The 16,273-nt window shown below is 70.4% G+C and carries 14 protein-coding genes and 1 pseudogene; 8 read left to right on the top strand and 7 right to left on the bottom strand.

What is annotated here, in order from left to right:
- Nucleotides 1-16: 16 nt before the first annotated feature.
- The 4 genes and pseudogenes from AB0C46_RS08230 to AB0C46_RS08245 form a co-directional block, all read right to left on the bottom strand.
- The gene (locus AB0C46_RS08230) at nucleotides 17-1,159 is read right to left on the bottom strand and encodes an acyl-CoA dehydrogenase family protein (protein WP_362827012.1); all 1,143 of its coding nucleotides are present in this window, start codon (nucleotides 1,157-1,159) and stop codon (nucleotides 17-19) included.
- A 296-nt stretch (nucleotides 1,160-1,455) separates the two neighbouring features.
- The gene (locus tag AB0C46_RS08235; RefSeq protein WP_362826672.1) at nucleotides 1,456-2,643 is read right to left on the bottom strand and encodes a CaiB/BaiF CoA-transferase family protein; all 1,188 of its coding nucleotides are present in this window, start codon (nucleotides 2,641-2,643) and stop codon (nucleotides 1,456-1,458) included.
- A 179-nt stretch (nucleotides 2,644-2,822) separates the two neighbouring features.
- Nucleotides 2,823-3,215 (bottom strand): MmcQ/YjbR family DNA-binding protein, encoded by a 393-nt coding sequence (locus tag AB0C46_RS08240; RefSeq protein ID WP_362826674.1) that lies wholly within the window; start codon nucleotides 3,213-3,215, stop codon nucleotides 2,823-2,825.
- 317 nt (nucleotides 3,216-3,532) lie between these two features.
- Nucleotides 3,533-5,046: pseudogene (locus AB0C46_RS08245) on the bottom strand (sialate:H+ symport family MFS transporter).
- Between the two features lie 386 nt (nucleotides 5,047-5,432).
- Here AB0C46_RS08245 and AB0C46_RS08250 point away from each other — a divergent pair.
- Nucleotides 5,433-6,620 (top strand): saccharopine dehydrogenase NADP-binding domain-containing protein, encoded by a 1,188-nt coding sequence (locus AB0C46_RS08250; RefSeq protein WP_362826675.1) that lies wholly within the window; start codon nucleotides 5,433-5,435, stop codon nucleotides 6,618-6,620.
- 31 nt (nucleotides 6,621-6,651) lie between these two features.
- Here AB0C46_RS08250 and AB0C46_RS08255 read toward each other — a convergent pair whose 3' ends face one another.
- Complete coding sequence (locus AB0C46_RS08255) at nucleotides 6,652-7,356, bottom strand: endonuclease V (protein WP_362826676.1); 705 nt, start codon at nucleotides 7,354-7,356, stop codon at nucleotides 6,652-6,654.
- Nucleotides 7,357-7,630: 274 nt separating this feature from the next.
- Here AB0C46_RS08255 and AB0C46_RS08260 point away from each other — a divergent pair, with 274 nt between their 5' ends.
- Complete coding sequence (locus tag AB0C46_RS08260; protein ID WP_362826678.1) at nucleotides 7,631-9,052, top strand: amidase; 1,422 nt, start codon at nucleotides 7,631-7,633, stop codon at nucleotides 9,050-9,052.
- Nucleotides 9,053-9,231: 179 nt separating this feature from the next.
- A complete protein-coding gene (locus tag AB0C46_RS08265; RefSeq protein ID WP_362826679.1) occupies nucleotides 9,232-9,531 on the top strand; it encodes a YciI family protein in 300 nt (99 codons plus the stop codon).
- Between the two features lie 167 nt (nucleotides 9,532-9,698).
- Here the strand turns inward: AB0C46_RS08265 and AB0C46_RS08270 are convergent, their stop codons facing one another.
- Nucleotides 9,699-11,153 (bottom strand): sugar porter family MFS transporter, encoded by a 1,455-nt coding sequence (locus tag AB0C46_RS08270; protein ID WP_362826681.1) that lies wholly within the window; start codon nucleotides 11,151-11,153, stop codon nucleotides 9,699-9,701.
- A gap of 326 nt (nucleotides 11,154-11,479) precedes the next feature.
- Here AB0C46_RS08270 and AB0C46_RS08275 point away from each other — a divergent pair, with 326 nt between their 5' ends.
- From AB0C46_RS08275 to AB0C46_RS08295, 5 genes are all read left to right on the top strand, one after another.
- On the top strand, nucleotides 11,480-12,385 hold the full coding sequence (locus tag AB0C46_RS08275; protein WP_362826683.1) for an SIS domain-containing protein: 906 nt from the start codon (nucleotides 11,480-11,482) through the stop codon (nucleotides 12,383-12,385).
- A 60-nt stretch (nucleotides 12,386-12,445) separates the two neighbouring features.
- On the top strand, nucleotides 12,446-13,327 hold the full coding sequence (locus AB0C46_RS08280) for a class II fructose-bisphosphate aldolase (RefSeq protein ID WP_362826684.1): 882 nt from the start codon (nucleotides 12,446-12,448) through the stop codon (nucleotides 13,325-13,327).
- A 244-nt stretch (nucleotides 13,328-13,571) separates the two neighbouring features.
- Entirely contained in the window at nucleotides 13,572-14,375 is an 804-nt protein-coding gene (locus AB0C46_RS08285; RefSeq protein ID WP_362826686.1) for a DeoR/GlpR family DNA-binding transcription regulator, read from the top strand.
- Between the two features lie 260 nt (nucleotides 14,376-14,635).
- The gene (locus AB0C46_RS08290; protein ID WP_362826688.1) at nucleotides 14,636-15,208 is read left to right on the top strand and encodes a hypothetical protein; all 573 of its coding nucleotides are present in this window, start codon (nucleotides 14,636-14,638) and stop codon (nucleotides 15,206-15,208) included.
- Complete coding sequence (locus tag AB0C46_RS08295) at nucleotides 15,187-15,498, top strand: hypothetical protein (protein WP_362826690.1); 312 nt, start codon at nucleotides 15,187-15,189, stop codon at nucleotides 15,496-15,498. Before AB0C46_RS08290 ends, AB0C46_RS08295 begins: the two co-directional genes overlap by 22 nt.
- Nucleotides 15,499-15,564: 66 nt before the next feature.
- Here AB0C46_RS08295 and AB0C46_RS08300 read toward each other — a convergent pair whose 3' ends face one another.
- Nucleotides 15,565-16,182: a TetR/AcrR family transcriptional regulator gene (locus AB0C46_RS08300; protein ID WP_362826692.1), complete on the bottom strand. Its 618-nt coding sequence runs from the start codon at nucleotides 16,180-16,182 to the stop codon at nucleotides 15,565-15,567.
- Between the last annotated feature and the right edge of the window lie 91 nt (nucleotides 16,183-16,273).

The raw sequence follows: 16,273 nt of genomic DNA on the forward strand, positions 1-16,273 counted from the left end.
CGCGGGCGGTCCGGGGTCAGCCGAGCAGGGAACGTCCGATGATCTCCTTCATGATCTCGGTGGTCCCTCCATAGATCGTCTGGATACGGCCGTCGGTAAAGGCCCTGGCCACGCGGTATTCCGCCATATAGCCGTAGCCGCCATGGAGTTGCAGACAGCGGTCGGCGACCCGCTTGTGCAGCTCGGTGGCCCACCACTTGGCCATCGAGGCATGCACCGCGTCCAGTTCGCCGGCGGAGTGGTCGGCGATACAGCGGTCGAGGAAGGCGCGGGTGACGGCGCATTCGGTGGCCATCTCGGCTATCTCGAAGCGGATGTGCTGGAGCTTGGCCAGCGGCCGTCCGAACGCCTCACGCTCCTTGACGTACTGGCTGGTGATCTCCAGCAGATGTTCGGCGCCGGCGATACCGGCGACGGCGATGCCCATCCGCTCCTGGGCGAGGTGGGTCATCAGATGGACGAAGGCGCCGTTCAGCTCGCCGAGCAGGTTCTCCTTGGGGACGCGGACGTCCTGGAAGAACAGCTCGGCGGTGTCCTGGGACTTCTGCCCGATCTTGTCGAGGTTGCGGCCCCGCTCGAAGCCCGCCATGCCGCGCTCGACGACCAGCAGGCTCAGACCGTGCGCCCCGCCCTCCGGCGTCGTCCGGGCCACGACGATGACCAGGTCGGCGAGGATGCCGTTGGAGATGAAGGTCTTGGATCCATTGAGGATCCAGTGGTCGCCGGCGTCCTCGGCGTGGGTGCGGATGCCCTGCAGGTCGGAGCCGGCGCCGGGCTCCGTCATGGCGATGGCGGTAATGATCTCGCCGCTGCAGAAGCCGGGCAGCCAGCGGCGCTTCTGCTCATCGGTGGCGAGGGTGGTCAGATACGGGCCGATGATGTCGTTGTGCAGGCCCACGGCGAGGCCGGCGGCGCCGGCCCGGGTGAACTCCTCGGCCAGCACCGCGCTGTAGCGGAAGTCGTGCTGCCCGCCCCCGCCGTACTCCTCCGGCACCGCCAGCCCCAGCAGCCCCTGCTTGCCGGCCGCCCGCCAGGCGTCCCGGCTGACGATGCCGTCCTTCTCCCACTGCTCGTAGTAGGGCATCACTTCCTTGGCGAGGAAGGTCCGCACGATCTCTCGGAAGGCCTCGTGGTCCTCGGTGAAGATCTGACGCTTCATCTGCGCGGTCATGTCTGCGGGCCCTCCTCGGAGCCAGTTCCTGACGGTCTCGGTGAACTCGGCGGGCTCCGCCCTTACGGGGCGGACGTGCAGCGTTGCCCTGTCCGCCTCCCGGAAGCCCCCGGTCCGGTCGCGGACGTACCCGCGGGCCCGCCGGGCGGCTTCCGTGCGGGGAACGCACCCGGCCCGGCCGCCTCGGGCGCGGAGGGCGCCGAGGCCGGCCGAGGCCATGGCGGTGGCCTCCTCTGCGGCCCGGCGCGGGTGGGCCGCGGACCGGAGCGTGCGGGCGCGTTCCATCAGCCGGCGGTGTCCTTCTGTTCGGTGCGGCTCGGGCCGGCGGGCGGGGCGGGGGCGGCCGGCGGCGGGGCGAGGAGGCCGGGGGCCTGCCAGTCGCGGGCGATCTCTTCGGTGTCCGCGCCGGGCCGCGCCGGTGGTCTGCGTACCGCGCCGGGGGTGTGCGAGAAACGCGGCGCGGGCGCGGGCTGGGTGATCCCGCCGTGCTCGACGAAGGTGCCGCGGGCGGCGAGATGCGGATGCCGCGGGGCCTCGCGCAGGGAGAGCACGGGCGCCACGCAGGCGTCGGACTCCTGGAAGACGGCCGTCCACTCCTCGCGGGTACGGGTCTTGAAGCGGGCGGCGATGACGGTACGCAGCTCGCCCCACGCGGCGAGGTCATCGCGGCTGGGGGCCTCTTCTTCGATGCCCAGCAGGCGGACGAATTCGCCGTAGAACCGCCGCTCCAGCGCGCCGACCGCCATATGGCCGCCGTCGGCGGTCTCGTAGGCCCCGTAGAACGGCGTCCCGCCGTCGAGCAGATTGGCGCCGCGCCGGTCCTGCCAGCCGCCGGCCGCCAGCATGCCGTGGATCATCGCCGTCAGATGAGCCGTGCCGTCGACGATGGCGGCGTCCACGACCTGGCCCTTTCCGCCCTCGGTGCGGGCGTGCTGGAGGGCGGCGAGCACGCCGATGACGAGGTAGAGGGAGCCGCCGGCGTAGTCACCGACGAGGTTGGCGGGGACGGCGGGCGGGCCGTCGGGCGGGCCGATCATGCCGAGCGCGCCCGTGATGGCGATATAGCCGATGTCGTGTCCGGCGGTGTCGGCGAGCGGGCCCTCCTGCCCCCAGCCCGTCATCCGCCCGTAGACCAGCCGGGGGTTGCGCGCCAGGCACTCCTCCGGGCCCACCCCCAGCCGCTCGGCCACACCGGGGCGGTACCCCTCCACCAGCACATCGGCGCGCTCGGCCAGCTCGAGCACCTGCGCCACCCCGTCGGGGCTCTTCAGGTCCACCAGCACGGAGCGTTTGTTGCGGTTGGTGATGTCGTAGGCCGGATCGATGCCCAGTCCCGCGCCTCCGGGCCGGTCGACACGGACGACATCGGCGCCGAGGTCGGCCAGGAGCATGGCCGCGAAGGGGCCGGGGCCGATGCCCGCGAGTTCGACCACCCGCACCCCGCTCAGTGGGCCGTTGCCTGGCTCTGCCATCGCGCCCCATGCCCTTCCGCACTGTGACACTTCTGATGTAACACTCGTGATGTTAAGAACGTGTTCCACTTTCCACAAGCCCCCCGTGCCAAGTGGCCACCACAGCAAAGGCCCGCGCCGACGAGGCTCAATCGCCATCACCGTCACGGGCCTTCTGCGCGCCTGCCGCCGCTGCGCCGCTATGCCCCGTCGAGCTCGGCGATGAGCCTCTTGGGGGCTATGACGCGATACGACTCTTCCGCCCAGTCGCAGAGCAGCTCGGCCGGCGGAGCGTCCTGCTCCTCCAGGGGGACCTGCACCCATCCGGACTTGCCCAGGCCGTATCCCGCGGGCCGGGCGCCGGGCGAGGTCAGCGCATGGGCATGCGCCTCCGGGTCCTTGAGTTTCAGCGTGACCCCGAGCGGATGGCTGCCGTCGTCGACGCCGAGGAAGACGAAGACCTTCTTGTTGACCTTGATGACGCTCTCGCCCCAGGGAAACTCCTCCACGGCCCCGGGAAGCCCGAGCGCGAACGCCCGCACCCGCTCCCGCACCGCCGCCGGCCCGGCCGCCTTCGCCATGCGCTCCTCCATGTCCGTTCCCCCTGCGACACCGCCTGCAATGCCGCCCGGCCGCCCGCTCGTCCCGCGCGGGCCGACCCACGCATTCCACGCTAACGGCGACCACTGACAACGGCCCGCGGAGCGCCGGACGGCGGGCCGGCCGAGGGACATATGACGCCCTGTCCGACCCGCAACCCGCCGCCGCACCGCTCGACTTCCACAGCGGCCGGGGGCTACGCCGTGTCCCTGGGCGCCGGCGACAGGCGACAGCGCCGCTGCCGTCCTCGCCGACCCGCCCGGAGCGCGCGGCGGACAACGGCCCCGGCGCCCGGCCGCCCGGGGCGCCGCTATGCCGAGCCGGGCGACACCTCCCCGGAAGCGGAGCCGGACGCCGCGGGCACGGTCCCCGCTCCCCCGGCCACCGGCACCAGGTGGTCGCCGGGCGCCTGACGGTCCACCAGCCGCCCCAGCCGCTGGGGGACGTTGCCGCCCACCAGAAGGATGACGACGAGCGTCAGCCCGAAGGTGAGCACGGCGAGAGCCCGGCCCAGGGACATACCTTCGGCCAGATGGGCGCCGAGAACGGGCGCCACCGCCCCGCCCAGGGCCCCGACGTTGTAGACGAAGCCCACAGAGGCGGCCCGGGTGGCGGTCGGGAAGTGGCCGGCGAGGTACTTCGGCAGGATGCCGGAGATGCCCTGGCTGAGCGCGAGCAGCACGAAGAGCAGCGCACCGAGCGCCGGCAGGCTGTCCTGCACCGCGAAGACCGGGAAGACGAAGACGAGTGACGCGAGCAGCGTGCACGCGTAGGCGCGACGGGTACCGAGGCGGTCGCCGGCGAAGCCCGCCAGCCAGCAGCCCGCCATGGTGCCGAAGCCCGCGTAGAACATCACGTCGGTGACCTGGCCGGGGGCGTATCCGAGGTCGGTCTTGAGGTAGGTGGGCAGCAGGGCCTGGATCGGCCAGCTGTAGAGGAAGGCGCAGAACACCGTCACCATCAGGGACACATACAACAGCCATCCGCGGCGGCCGCCGAGCTGGGCGGCGAAAGCGGTCAGGCACAGCGCCGCGACGGCGGACAGCCAGGGGACATGTCCCGTGCCGACGGGTGTGAAGACGCAGAACAGCGCCACCGAGGCGGCCACCGCCAGGGCCGTATTGAGCACGGAGCGGATCCGGCCGGTGAACAACGGCCGGAAGGGGTTCGGACGCTCCGCTGCCGAACGGGTGGCGGCGGCGCCGATCTCCTGCTGCCAGTCCCCGGCCTCCGGCAGCGCCCTGCGCACCCAGACGGCGACCAGGACGGGCAGCACGCCGATCCAGAACATCCAGCGCCAGCCCCAGTGGGGCACCACCCAGGTGTAGGGCTCGGCCGCGAGGACCGTGCCGCCCGCATAACCGGAGATCAGGAATCCGGAGGCACGGTTGCGCCATCGGGTGGGCCAGCTCTCCAGCACATACGTCACGCTGGCGCTGTACTCCCCCGCCATGCCCAGGCCGATCACCAGCCGGGCGACGAACAGGCTGGTGTAGTCCCAGGCGAATCCGCAGGCGAAGGTGCCGAGCGAGTAGAGCAGGATGCTGCTGATCATGGCTGCCTTGCGGCCGTAGCGGTCGCCCATCGCGCCCAGGACGGCGCCGCCCAGCCATCGGGTGATGAAGGCGCCGGAGATCAGCGAGGCGGCGTGGCGGTGCTCAGCCGGAAGTCCTCGGCGATTTCGGTCAGCACCAGGGTGATCAGGACGAAGTCGAAACCGTCGAGGAGGTAGCCGATCCAGGCGGCGAACATCGCCTTCCACTGGGGCGGGGTGACCTCCTGCCACCATCTCCGCGCCCGCTCAGGGGTGTCCGTGGGGGGCATCATCACAGCAACCCGGCCTCCTCCGGCAGTCGGCGGACGGTTCGTGCGGGGACGAAGGGCGGCTCACCGCCGCCCTGTCTCCGGCATCGGTACGTGGTGCGGGAACGGACGGGCCAAAGGGCATGGCGTCCGGCTTCCTGCCGTAGGGTCCGGTCCGGGAGGGCACCGGGACGAGTGACGACCGGCAGCACCAGACATTGGACGTCCTACATCATCGCGCCATCCGTGAATCTGGCCCCACGTAGACACTCTGTCAAGACTGCATGCCAGACTCCGTGTCACCCACAGGGCGGCCAAGAGGGCCGCCGGGAGCGGACATTGACGGGGCAACGACGACTCCCCAGGGTCCGGACTCCAGGGCCAGTGAGCGATCGAGAGGATGCGCGATGCCACGGCAGGACACCTCCGGACGGGCCTACGACCTCGTCCTCTACGGCGCGACCGGCTTCACCGGCGCTCTCACCGCCGCCTACCTGGCCGCACATGCCCCCAAGGGCTGCCGGTGGGCACTGGCCGGGCGCAGCACCGCCAAACTGGAGCAGCTGCGCGACCGGTTGGCGAAGTCCGACCCGTCCTGTGCCGACCTGCCGCTGCTGCGGGCCGACAGCAGCGATCCCGCCTCACTGCGCGACCTCGCCGCCGATACCCGGGTGCTGGTGACGACCGTCGGCCCGTATCTGATCCATGGCGAACCGCTGGTGGCGGCCTGCGCCGCGGCGGGCACCGACTATGTCGATCTGAGCGGTGAGTCGGAGTTCATCGACCGGATGTACGTGCGGCACGAGGCCACGGCCCGCGCCTCCGGCGCGCGCCTCGTGCACGCCTGCGGGTTCGACTCCGTCCCGTACGACCTGGGGGTCCGCTACACCGTGGGGCTCCTCCCCGAAGACGTCCCCGTACGCATCGATGGCTTCGTACGGACCAACGCGACGTTCTCCGGCGGCACGCTGACCTCGGCGCTGACCGCCGCCTCGCGTCCGGTCGCCATGGCGCGGGCCGCCCGCGAGCGTCAGCAGGCCGAAGCACAACCGGCCGGCCGTACGGTGCACGCGCCCTTCGGCCCGCCTGTTCGGAGCAGCGAAACACGCACCTGGGGTGTGCCGTTGCCGACCCTCGATCCGCAGATCGTCGCCCGCTCGGCCGCCGCGCTGGACCGCTACGGGCCAGACTTCCGCTATCGCCACTACGCGGGTGTGCGGCGGCTGCCGATCGCCGTCGGCGGGGTGCTCGGGGCGGGGGCCCTGTGCGCGCTCGCCCAGGTGCCGCCCGCGCGGCGCTGGTTGGCAGGGCGTCTGGAGCCGGGCGACGGGCCGAGCCCCGAGCGGCGTGCGCGCAGCTGGTTCAAGGTGCGCTTCGTCGCCTCCGGCGGTGACACCCGTCTGATCACCGAGGTCTCGGGCGGCGACCCCGGCTACGAGGAGACGGCAAAGATGCTCGCCGAGTCGGCGCTGAGCCTGGCCTTCGACGACCTGCCGGAGACGGCCGGTCAGGTGACCACGGCGGTGGCCATGGGGGAGGCGCTGACGGCTCGTCTCCAGGATGCGGGCATCAAGTTCGGCGTCGTCCAGGAGTAGCCCGGGCCCGGGCCCGCCCCCTGTCCCGCCGTCAGGCGTCGGCGAGCGCCCTCCGGCACAGGGCGTCGGCGGCACGGGTCGTCTCCGGCAGACGGTAGTCGGGCGCCAGGTGGAGGGTGTGCGCACAGGCCCGGTCGAGATCGGTGCGGTGCCCCACGGAGACGAAGACCGGCTTGACGCCCTTTTGGGTACGCAGCGCACGTCCCACCTCCTCGGTCCCGTCCAGAAGCGGCGAGGTGGCGCCACGATCCGGGCCAGGAGGTGCGTACCGGAAGGTGAAGGGATTCTTGGCGACTCCGATGGTGGGCAGCCCGGTCAGCACCCCCAGGTGGCTGGCGAGCCCGAAGCGGCGCGGGTGCGCCAGCCCGTAGCCGTCACAGACCACGAGGCCGGGAGTGCGGGCGAGGCGGCCGAGAGCGTCGAGCACGGTGGGGATCTCGCGGAAGGCGAGCAGTCCGGGGACGTACGGGAAGGAGACCTGCCCGACGGCGGTGGCCCGGTCGACGACGGCGCGGGTGCGGGCGTCCAGTGCCACCGCGGCCGCGGCGACGACGTCTCGTTCGTCGTCGTAGGCGACGTCCACCCCGACCACAGTGCCCTCGAACCCCGGTTCCGGACCCGCTTCGTCGAGCCGTACATAGGGCCGCAGCCGGTCCTGGACCGCACGCGCCTGGGCTTCGTCGGCCGGCCAGTCCCGCAGTTCGTCGTCGCAGGAGATCATTCCGGGAGTGTCCATGATGGCCGCAACGCTACCGAACCGGTGATCGAGCCCATGACCGGACGGATCGGCTCAAGGTTCAAGCACGAGGCGCAAGGCGCAGGGCATCAGGCGCAAGGGCATGGCGTTCAGGGCTCACTGTCAGTGGTGCTCGGTACCGTGATGAGCGTGAACCCAGCCGGTGTTGACGTGGACGCTTTCACGGGGGCGCTTTCACGGGGACGCCCGCCGGGAAGAGTCCGCCTGCCCGCTCCCCCGGCGCCTGCCTCCCCGATGCCCCCGGAGGTCCTTGATGTCCGACGCGCTCCACCAGCTCGATGCCACCGACCTCGCGGCCCGGCTGCGCCGCCGCGACCTCTCCGCGCGCGAGGTCGTACAGGCCCTTCTGGACCGCATCGAACAGGTCAATCCGGCCGTCAACGCCCTCGTCACCCTCGACCCCGAGGGCGCCCTCGCCGCCGCCGCACGCGCCGACGAACGACTCGTCCAGGGCGCGACCGTCCCGCCCCTGCACGGACTGCCGATCGCCTTCAAGGACACCCGTCTCACCCGCGGTATGCGCACCACACACGGCTCACCGCTCTTCGCCGACCACATCCCGGACGACGACGATCTGCTGGTCGACCGGCTGCAGCGGGCGGGCGCCATCCGCCTCGGCAAGACCAACGTCCCCGAATTCGCCGCCGGTTCGCACACCTTCAACCCGGTCTTCGGCACCACCCGCAATCCGTACGACCTCTCGCGTTCGGCGGGCGGCAGCAGTGGTGGCGCCGCCGCGGCGCTGGCGGCCGGGCTGCAACCCCTCGCCGACGGCAGTGACATGGGCGGCTCACTCCGCAACCCCGCCTCCTTCTGCAATGTGGTCGGGCTGCGGCCGACGCCGGGCCGCGTCCCTTCGCACCCCGGCAGCGACCTCTGGGACACCTTGTCCGTTCCGGGCCCCATGGGGCGGACCGTCGCCGACACCGCGCTGCTGCTGTCGGCGATGGCCGGTCCGGATCCGCGCTGCCCTCTCAGTCTGGAGACCCCGGGAGCAGCGTTCCGTGTGCCGCTCGACCGCGACCTGCGCGGGCTGCGGATCGCCTGGGCACCCGACCTAGGAGGATTCGCGCCGGCCGACCCGGAGGTGCTCGCCGTTCTGGAGCCCCAGTTGAGGGTCCTGGAGGAGCTCGGCTGGCGCGTCGACACCGCCTGCCCGGACCTCACCGGCGCCGACGAGACCTTCCGTACGCTGCGGGCGCACAGCTTCGACCTGGCCCTCGGTGACCTGCTCGACTCCGACCGGCAGGCCCTCAAACCCAGCATCGTCTGGAACATCGAAGAGGGCCGCCGGCTGACCATGGCCGACCTCCGCACGGCCACCGCGACGCACAGCCGGCTGTATCTCGGCATGCTGGACTTCTTCTCCCGGTACGACCTGCTCCTCGCCCCGGTCAGTCAAGTCACGCCGTTCGACGCGGAGCTGGAGTATCCGCACGAGGTCGCGGGCCGGCCCACACACAGCTATCTGGACTGGATGCGGTCCGCCTACCTCATCTCGGTCCTGGGCGTGCCCGCCCTCTCGGTTCCCGCGGGATTCACTCCGGGCGGTCTGCCCGTGGGGCTGCAGTTCATCGGCGCACCGCGCGCCGATCTCGCCGTCCTCCAGGCCGGTCATGCCTATGAGAGCGCAACACGGCACGGGCGGCGCCGCCCGGACCTGCCTACGGCCTGATGCCGGCGTCCGCTCCCGATCGGTGGCGGCTGGCCGGGAGCGGCCGCCCCGGGCGGCGGGGGAAGCAGCCGCACCTCGCATCGTCAGCTGCCAAGGCATCCCGCGTACCGCCCTGGCCTGCGCATTCCTTCGCGGGAGGATGCCACGGCCCCGCCCCGCGGCTCCTCTATATTGCAGCTATGTTCGTACTGGAACTGACCTATACCGCGCCCATCGAACGCGTCGACGCCGTCCTGGAGCAGCATGTGGAGTGGCTGCAGAAGGAGTACGCCGCCGGGCATTTCCTCGCCGCCGGCCGCAAGGTCCCACGGGACGGGGGCGTGATTCTCGCCGCCGGGATGGACCGTGCCGCCGTCGAGCGGATCGTTTCCGAGGACCCGTTCACCCTCGCCGGGGTGTGTGAGTACCGGATCACGGAGTTCGTGGCGACGACGACCGCGCCGGCACTGGAGCAGTACCGGGAACAGCTGCCCTCCTGAAGCACCGGCACCCTGGGGCTCGGACCGCCGGGCTGTCGTCCTCGGCGGCGGGCCCCCTGCTCCTTCGCCGGATTCGCTCCGCCCAGGGAGCCGCTCCGCAGCCGTCCGCCCTTCCTCATGGCGGACGGCGGCCCTTGCCGCCGCCTACCGCTCCCGATACCTCGAAGCTACGAAGTCGTGGTCGGAGGCACCGCTGCATTGCCGAGCGGTCCAGGGCTTGCCGAGGCCGGCGCGGGCCAGCGCCCCCCGTTGCGCCAGTAGTCCTGGATGTCCTCCAACTGCCGCCCCTTGGTCTCGGGTGCGGTGACGGAGGCGAAGACCAGAGCGGCAAGGGCGAGGACGCCGAGGCCCGCGAAGGTCCGGGCCGCGCCCGCCCAGACCATCAGGGAGGGGAAGAACTGGGCGATCAGAAGATTGGCGACCAGATCGGCGGTCAGCATCACCGAGGCCCCGGTCGAGCGCAGTTGGGCGGGGAACGCCTCGCTCGCATAGACCCAGATCAGCGATCCGAAGCCGAAGTTGAAGGCTGCGGTGAACAGGAGGATGGCGCCGAACCCCACCCAGGTCGTCGCCCCCTGCAACTCGCCCATGCCGAAGACCGCCGTCAGGACGGCGAGCATGACGACCATCGTGCCGATGCCGCAGAGCAGTACCACCCGGCGGCCGAGCCGGTCGATGATGAGGATGGCGAGCACCGTCGCGGCCAGCGAGGCGAGTTGGACGAAGGACGGCAGCAGGAAGTTCTGGCCGTTTCCGGTGAACCCCATCTCCTCGAAGATCTGCGGGCTGTAGTACGTCACGGCGTTGATGCCGGTGATCTGACAGAAGAATCCGAGTCCGACGACGAAGACCGCAGCACGGGCGTAGGGCTTGCGCAGCAAGGAGCGCGCCGACCCACCGCTCTCTTCGGTGAGAGCGGCCTCCACGGCCGCGACCTCCGCACGCGGATCGACGTCGGGGTCGGTCATGGCCATGACCTCGACGGCTCGTTCCGTGCGGCCCTTGAGGACGTACCAGCGCGGGGTGTCCGGCAGCCGGAGCAGCGGGATCAGGACAAGTGCGGCGGGGATCGCGGAGAGGCCGAGCATCCAGCGCCAGTGCCCGCCGCCTGACAGGCCCCAGTTGACGAAGTACGTGAGGACGATGCCGGCGACCGTGGCCACTTGGTAGGCGGCGACGGAGGCTCCGCGGATGCGTGCCGGGGTCGATTCGGCGACATAGAGCGGGGCGGCGACGATCGAGATACCGATGGCGATGCCGAGCAGGAAACGGACGGTGTCCAGCACGACGATGTTGGGCGCGACCGCGGAGAGGGCGACGAATACGGCGTACGAGCCGGCGACGATCAGCATCGCAGCCTTACGGCCCAGGGCGTCGGCGAGTTTGCCGCCGATCAGCGCGCCAACGATGGAGCCGAACACCAAAATGCTGTTGACCAGGCCCTTTTCGGTCTCGGTGAGATGGAAGTCCTTGCTCAGGAACACCAGGGCACCGGAGATGCTGCCGGTGTCGTAGCCGTAGATGACGCCGACGACGGCACCGGTGAGCGCGAACAGCCTGCCGGTGCGGTGTGCGGTCTTGGGCGGCGGCGGGGGCGTCGCCGAGAGCGTGGCAATGGACATGGGAAGTCCTCTGTGCGGCGGAGCGGGCCTTCTGCATGACGAATCACTCATGACTGATCTTGCGAGTATTCGGCGTGTTTCGAGCAGCTGTCAACACTTCCCTTCCCCCATCCCAACCTTCCGCTCACCCCCACACTCGCCCCGGTCCCGCCACACCCCAGCACCTGACCGACCCCTTACACCCTCACCCCCTCTGGCGCATCCACTCGTACGAGGGATGGATCGCGGTCCAGATCCTGCGTACAGTCGATTGCAACAAAGCCAAATCTTGCAGTTTCACGCATTCGTTTCACGCATTCGGTTGCCACATCACGGGAGGGTGGGCCATGAGCGAGACCTCGTACATGGAGCAGGAGCTGCGCAGTCAGCCGGAGACCTGGCGGCAGGCCGCACGGATCGGGGCAGCGGCAGGACCGTTGCCGAAGGCCGGACAGCGGGTGGCCGTCGTCGGCTGCGGCACCTCATGGTTCATGGCCCAGTCGTATGCGGCCCTGCGTGAGGCGGCCGGACAGGGGGTGACGGATCCGTTCGCCGCGTCCGAGGCATTCCTCGGCAGCGACCGCGGCTATGACGCGGTGGTGGCGATCACCCGGTCCGGCACCACGACCGAGGTATTGCGCGTACTCGACGCCGTCAAGGGGCGCATCCCGACGGTAACGATCATCGGTGACCCCGAGACGCCGGCGGTGGCGCTCTCCGACGAGACGGTCACGCTGCCGTTCGCCGACGAGAGGTCGGTGGTGCAGACCCGTTTCGCGACGACGGCGCTGACACTGCTGCGCGCGCACCTGGGCGAGGACGTCTCCCGGGCGGTGACCGACGCGGAGGAGGCACTCACCGCCCCGCTGGAGAAGGAGTGGGTGGACGCCGAGCAGTTCTCCTTCCTCGGCTCGGGCTGGACGTTCGGTCTGGCCAATGAGGCCGCGCTCAAGATGCGGGAGGCATCGCAGAGTTGGACGGAGTCCTACCCCGCGATGGAGTACCGCCACGGTCCGATCGCGATAGCCGCACCCGGCCGGGTGACCTGGCTGTTCGGTCAGGCACCGGACGGACTGGAGGCCGATGTGGTGCGGACCGGTGCGCGCTTTGTGCAGCATGCGCGCGATCCACTGGCTGACCTGGTGCTGGTCCAGCGGGTGGCGCTGGCGCGGGCCCGCGCCCGCGGTCTGGACCCGGACAACCCGCGCAGCCTGACCCGTTCGGTGATGCTCGAGACGCCGGCCGCCTCGTAGACGCCCACCTCCCCCACCTCGACCAGCCCCGCCCGCAAGGGAGAAGGGAGCCGGCATCCCATGCCACTCGTTCCGACCTCATCGATCGTCGACGCCGCGTGTGAGGCGCGGGTCGGTGCCGCGGCCTTCAACGTCATCCATCTGGAAACTGCCGAGGCACTCGTCACCGCCGCCGAACGCACCGGTATCCCACTGATCCTTCAGATCAGCGAGAACTGCATCCGCTACCACGGCAGCCTGCTGCCCATCACACGTGCCACGCTCGCTCTCGCCGAGGACTCCACGGCCCGGATCGCGGTCCACCTCGACCACATCACCGATGCGGACCTCGTCCATCGGGGCATCACCGCCGGGGTGGGATCCGTCATGGTGGACGCCTCCGCCCTTCCGTACGAAGAGAACGTCGCCACCACCGCCGAACTCGCCGCCTGGTGCCATGACCGCGGCGCCTACGTCGAGGCCGAACTCGGCGAGGTCGGCGGCAAGGATGGGGTCCATGCGCCCGGGGTGCGCACGGACCCGGACGAGGCGCTGGCCTATGTCCGCGCGACAGGCGTGGATGCCCTCGCCGTGGCCGTCGGTTCCTCACATGCGATGCATGAGCGCACGGCCGTACTGGACAAGGACCTCATCACGGCACTGCACACCACTCTGCCGGTACCGCTGGTCCTGCACGGCTCTTCGGGTGTGCCGGACGATGAGCTGCGCCGCGCCATCGCCGCCGGAATGACGAAGATCAATATCTCCACGCATCTGGTCTCCGTCTTCACCCGCTCGATACGGCAGACGCTGGGCGCCGATCCCTCGCTCATCGACTCCCGTAAGTACCTCAAGCCGGCCCGGGAGGCGGTGGCCGAGGAAGCGGCAAGGCTGCTGGGGGTGCTGGGCACTCCGGCGACGGTTCCGGGCCAGTACGCAGCCCAGGCGCCTGCACGGGGGTGAACCAGCGGACGCGACGGCCGCCCCGGTCACCCCTCGTCACGGCAGAGTCCCCGCGACGGCACCCCGGCACGGCACCGTCCCGTCCGGGGCCGACACCGACCCCACCGTCCCGTCCGGGGCCGACACCGACCCCGGTGCCGACGTCGGCGTCAGCCCAGGTGCCGTCGTCGGCAGCAGCGGCAGCGGCCACCGGGGCGCCTACCGGGCGTCACCGTGGTGTACCGAAACGAATTAGGCTCACGCCATGAAGCGCCATGAACGGATGAACGCACTGCTTGAGCTGCTCGGGGACAGAGGCCGGGTGGACGTCGAGGAGGCGGCGACCGCGCTGGAGGTTTCGGCCGCCACGATGCGGCGCGACATGGACGCCCTGGCCGAGCAGCAACTGCTGACCCGCACCCGGGGCGGGGCGGTCCTCAGTTCGGTGGCGTACGACCTGCCGATCCGCTACAAGCACGCTCACCGGTCGGAGGAGAAGGAGGCGGTGGCGAAGGCCGCGGCGAAGCTCGTCGAGCGGGGTGATGTGGTCGGGCTGAGCGGTGGCACGACGACCACGGCGATCGCCCGGGTGCTCGCCACCCGTCCGGACTTTGCGGAGGCCGGCCCGCAACCGCATCTGACGATCGTCACCAACTCCCTCAACATCGCCAATGAGCTGGCGGTGCGGCCGCAGATCAAGATCGTGCTCACCGGCGGGGTTGCACACTCACGGTCGTTCGAACTGGTGGGTCCGTTCAGCGAGTTGGTGCTGCAGCAGATCTCCATCGACATCGCGTTCATCGGGGCCAACGGCATGGACCCGATGATGGGGGCCACAGTGCACGACGAAGCGGAGGCCCGGGTCAACCGCCTCATGGCCGAGCGTGCCCGGCGTGCCGTGGTCGTCGCGGACTCGTCGAAGATCGGCGAGCGCTGCTTCGCCCGGGTCGGCGACGCGGATGTCTTTGACACGTTCATCACGGACAACGGAGCGAAGGAGGCGACCCGCCGTGAGTTCGCGGACCGGGGGCTGAGAGTGGTGACGGCACGCCCGTCTGCCGACGAATAACTCGCCGGTCCCTCGGACGACAGCAGACGTCGTTGCCAGGAATTCCTTGAGCTGTGGGAATTCCTCGGGTGCGCCTCGTGACCGGGGGCCGTATCCAGGGCCCTGGTTGCCGCCTACCAGACGCCGTCCCCCGGACCGCCGCGTCGGCGCCGCCGTCGAGGCAGACGACCTGGCCGGTGACATGCGTGTTCTCGGGGGAGGTCAGCCAGACGAGCAGCGGGGCGACCTGCTCGGGCCGGGCGTGGCCATGCAGCGTCGGCATGCTCGCCGAGGCGCTGGCCGGCCGCTCCGTCGATGAACCGCTGAGCGGCGTCGTGCAGGTGTCGTTCGCTTCGTCGGCCTCGGCCCGGCGGCTCGCGGTCCCCGGACAGGCCCGTCGGCTGGTCCGGATCATGAGCACCGTTCCGGCCATTCGGATGCGATGGCTCGCGGCGGGCCGGGAGCTGCAAGACCAGCTGGTGCCGGTGCCTGCGGCGCGCAAGGGCACCCCGGAGAACAGCATGGAGGTACGGCTACTGGCCTGCGCCTCGCTCGACACGATCGGTGTCGCCATGGAGCACTGGGCCTGGCAGGACGAACCGGAGAACCTGGCGGAGCTGAACCCGCCGCGCACCGCACCGTCTGCGCATCGACGAGCTGTAGCCCGGCGGCCCGGCACGGTTCCGAAAGGGTCGCGCTTGTGTCGCGCTTGTGTCCCTGTGTGGCACCCGGGGCTGATTTCCATTGGGCGGCTATGGACAATGGGGAATGAACGTGCGAATACAGTAGGGGTTCGCGAGGGGATTCCAAGATTTTCAACGGGGGAGATCACGTGCGGAAGATCATTGCCATAGCGCTGGTAACCGTGGCGTGCAGCGCCTCGCTGACACTGGCCACCGCCTCGGAAGCGGCCGCCGCGGGCCGGGCGCCGCAGTGCGTCAAGGTGCGGAAGTACTTCAGCAAGGACCACCAGCGCTATGTCCGCCTGACGAATCTGTGCACTCAGCGGACCTCGTGCTTCACCATCGTCGTCCCGCATCACCACGACCCCCGCGGCAGCCTCCCCAAGGGGGCGACCAAGGACGTCCGTTACGCCACGACCGGGACGCCACGGGCCCTGTATGTGAAGAACATTCCCTGCTGAGCGGCCACGGCCTGGCGTGGCCGGGTCGCGGCGGTTGCGGGGACCGCCGCCCCTTGCGGGAGCGGGTCAGGCGCGTACGGCGATACCGTCCAGCACCATCGAGAGGTACTGGCGGGCGATCTCCTCGGGGCTGTGCTGCCCGCCCGGCCGGTACCAGCTCGCCGCCACCCAGACCGTGTCGCGGACGAAGCGATAGGTGAGCCGGATGTCGAGGTCCGCCCGGAAAGCACCGTCGGCCACGCCTCGTTCCAGGGTGCCCAGCCAGGCCTTCTTGAATTTCTGCTGGGAGTCGGCGAGATAGCCGAAGCGGGGCTGTGCGGCGAGGTGCTTGGACTCCTTCTGGTAGATGGCGACGGCCGCGCGATGCCGGTCGATCTCCCGGAAGGACTCGGTGACCAGGGCTTCGATGGTCTCCCTGGGGCCGAGTCCGGCGGCGAGCACGGCGTCATAGCCGTCCCACAATTCGGTCAGGAAGCTGGACAGGATCTCGTCCAGCATCGATTCCTTCGAGTCGAAGTGGTAGTAGAGGCTGCCCGCGAGCATCCCGGCTTCGTCCGCGATGCGGCGGACGGTGGTGGCGTTGTAGCCGTGCGCGGCGAAAACCTCCGCCGCGATGTTGAGCAGTTCGCGGCGACGCTCGGGCGAGGCGCTCGCGGTCGTCGTCTTCTTCTTGGCGGCTGGCACCCGGCCATTGTCACCCTCCACACCACCCCACTTGTCGACCGCTCGTCGATTGCATTTCTCCTGCCAGCCGCCCGCCCCTCCAGCCCATCAC

Origin of the sequence: Streptomyces sp. NPDC048637, assembly GCF_040650675.1 — a bacterium.
Classification (GTDB): Bacteria; Actinomycetota; Actinomycetes; order Streptomycetales; family Streptomycetaceae; genus Streptomyces.

Coding starts and splice junctions, on each gene's coding strand:
- AB0C46_RS08285 (WP_362826686.1), top strand. CDS start 13,572: ATGAAGCGCCATGAACGGATGAACGCACTGCTTGAGCTGCTCGGGGAC.
- AB0C46_RS08260 (WP_362826678.1), top strand. CDS start 7,631: ATGTCCGACGCGCTCCACCAGCTCGATGCCACCGACCTCGCGGCCCGG.
- AB0C46_RS08265 (WP_362826679.1), top strand. CDS start 9,232: ATGTTCGTACTGGAACTGACCTATACCGCGCCCATCGAACGCGTCGAC.
- AB0C46_RS08240 (WP_362826674.1), bottom strand. CDS start 3,215: ATGGAGGAGCGCATGGCGAAGGCGGCCGGGCCGGCGGCGGTGCGGGAG.
- AB0C46_RS08230 (WP_362827012.1), bottom strand. CDS start 1,159: ATGAAGCGTCAGATCTTCACCGAGGACCACGAGGCCTTCCGAGAGATC.
- AB0C46_RS08250 (WP_362826675.1), top strand. CDS start 5,433: ATGCCACGGCAGGACACCTCCGGACGGGCCTACGACCTCGTCCTCTAC.
- AB0C46_RS08290 (WP_362826688.1), top strand. CDS start 14,636: ATGCTCGCCGAGGCGCTGGCCGGCCGCTCCGTCGATGAACCGCTGAGC.
- AB0C46_RS08280 (WP_362826684.1), top strand. CDS start 12,446: ATGCCACTCGTTCCGACCTCATCGATCGTCGACGCCGCGTGTGAGGCG.
- AB0C46_RS08270 (WP_362826681.1), bottom strand. CDS start 11,153: ATGTCCATTGCCACGCTCTCGGCGACGCCCCCGCCGCCGCCCAAGACC.
- AB0C46_RS08255 (WP_362826676.1), bottom strand. CDS start 7,356: ATGGACACTCCCGGAATGATCTCCTGCGACGACGAACTGCGGGACTGG.
- AB0C46_RS08235 (WP_362826672.1), bottom strand. CDS start 2,643: ATGGCAGAGCCAGGCAACGGCCCACTGAGCGGGGTGCGGGTGGTCGAA.
- AB0C46_RS08275 (WP_362826683.1), top strand. CDS start 11,480: ATGAGCGAGACCTCGTACATGGAGCAGGAGCTGCGCAGTCAGCCGGAG.